This window comes from Idiomarina sp. H2 (assembly GCF_004364275.1).
In the GTDB taxonomy this organism is placed as follows: domain Bacteria; phylum Pseudomonadota; class Gammaproteobacteria; order Enterobacterales; family Alteromonadaceae; genus Idiomarina; species Idiomarina loihiensis.
Map to the genome: position 1 here is coordinate 1 of NZ_SNZY01000022.1, position 2278 is coordinate 2278.

General features: G+C 46.9%; 1 protein-coding gene. It reads right to left on the reverse strand.

Translation table 11 applies throughout. The features are described 5' to 3' along the window. Nucleotides 1-91: 91 nt before the first annotated feature. On the reverse strand, nt 92-1615 hold the full coding sequence (gene ltrA, locus DET62_RS14365; RefSeq protein ID WP_110014431.1) for a group II intron reverse transcriptase/maturase: 1524 nt from the start codon (nt 1613-1615) through the stop codon (nt 92-94). Nucleotides 1616-2278: the final 663 nt, after the last annotated feature.

Consider the following 2278-nt stretch of genomic DNA (forward strand, 5'->3'; position numbering starts at 1 on the left):
AGTAGAGTAAGAAGCAGGGCGTAGTCTCACTATCTCCCTGCTTCTCCTCACCGAACCGTACGTGCACCTTTCAGCGCATACGGCTCTCCACTTAATTGTGACTAACTGCCATCGCAACATCTGAATATTTAGAGGTAACCGTATTGCGCTCCTCCTCCCGACAGTAGGGATTAGATTCAGGTAGACGCCAACGAAACCTTAGCTTTGGACTGCTCACCAGTCGATAAAGTGATTGTCCAAGCAAAGCTCCATTGTTACTGCGCCCATAATAGACCCACGTTTTCGCTTTACCCGCCTCCGGTCGCCTGATCAATTTTATCATCAGAGACTTGATGCTGGTACGAAACTTCTGAGCCATCCAATAAGCTAATCGCCAGAATACCGCTCGATCCACCTTACTGTAAATCATTGCTGTAAAGTCTGTATGGCAGTAGAACCTCGACCAACCTTTTAACTTTTGGTTAAGCTTCTCTATTTTGTCGATCACGCTACAACTGTGATCGCCAGCCAGCTCTTTACATAATGAATGAGTAAATGCATTGGCTTTTCGTTTGGGTATCGTCGATACGACTCGCATCGTTCCTCGGGGACCTCGTTTACGTATCACTCTGTGCCCAAGAAAGACAAAACCGTCGTTTACGTGAGTGATATGGGTTTTCTCCATATTCAACGTAAGTTTCAGTTCGTCCTCAAGAAAACGTCTGCATTGATTGCGTATTTCCTGTGCCTGTCGCTTTGTACCTTTAACGATAAGGACAAAATCGTCGGCATAACGACAATACGCAACGGCCGGCTTCCATTGCCGGTTCTGCTCAATAGCAGGCTTTCGACCTCGTTTGATACTGTCGTTCCAGGACCATCGGTCTTTTCTCGCTTTCTTACTGAGGTAACACTGGTTCAGGTACCAGTCGAATTCATTGAGCATGATATTCGACAGGAGCGGTGAAATCACACCGCCTTGAGGAACCCCCTGATGTGTTGCGCAGAACAGATTTTTCTCGACATGACCGGCCTTAATGAACCGCCAAAGCAGTTGATTAAAGCGGTGGCAAGAAATTCGTTTGCGCACACCTTTCATCAGTAAACGATGATGGACTGTATCGAAATAGCTCGACAGATCACCTTCGATTACCCATCGTCCCCGAGTTTCATTACCATCGGTAAGTTGTAACTTGACGGTTCGGATCGCATGATGAACGCTTCGCTCTGGTCGAAAGCCATAGGATAACGAATGAAAATCGTTTTCCCAGATTGGCTCCATTGCCATTAACATCGCACGTTGAACAATACGATCTCTGAGAGTCGGGATACCTAAAGGGCGTTGCTTACCGTTAGCTTTAGGAATATAAATACGCCTTGCAGGGGAAGGAATAAAGTCACCTGTTAGCAGATCCTGACGGATAGCTGTTAAGTAATCCCCTAAGTTCTCCTGTAGATGGTATTTGGTTACTCCGTCCACGCCGGGCGTTCTGGCACCTTTAGACGAAAGAGTAATGTCCGCTGCCTGTCTTAACCAGTCAGGGTGACTGATCAAACGTAACAGGCGATCAATACGCCTTGTTTTGTCTGTTTCAGTCCATGTTGCTAATTTATGTTGCATTTCGCTGATTATCAAAGGTCTTCACCCCGTTAAGGTCAGCTAATTTGCCGACATAAATCAATTAAGCTGCGTCCCTTCGCCATGTAACAGGTTTTCCCTGTCCCGGACTACTACGGACGCTCCGCCAGCCTATTTGTCATCGGGGTCATACTCCCTTAACAGCCAAATAGACCTTCCCCGGTTTACTGATTTAAACTCAAGCACATTGGATTGGATGCCAATCGCAATCTTTAGCCCTATCGTTCTGTAGGGTGATGATGCATCCACGCAGAATTGTGATAATGCGCTTCCCCATTGAGGGGCACTGAAATATTGCCTCTCAAATCGGTTATACAGCCCTTACATGTAGCCAAATAACTGCATCATATCGTCTGTTAACTCGTATAGACGATGGCGACATTTCAGCCCATAGACACGGATTAATTGGTTCATGTTCTTCATCCGCCCAATGCTCAGTCTAGAAGAGCATCTTGACGTAACGAGTTCGTCTCACTCCCCGTTGTCAGCGGGTTACATCACCTTACCAGCATACGGTAAGTCACTGCCGCTCAGACTCATATACCCTCACAACCGGGTATAGCTGCTAACACTTCGGGCTCCCGCCAGAGTATTAGCAGATTTTAAATCAGTTCGTGACTCACTTTGAACGTCCATGTTCGCCCTGAGTTCCGGGCACAC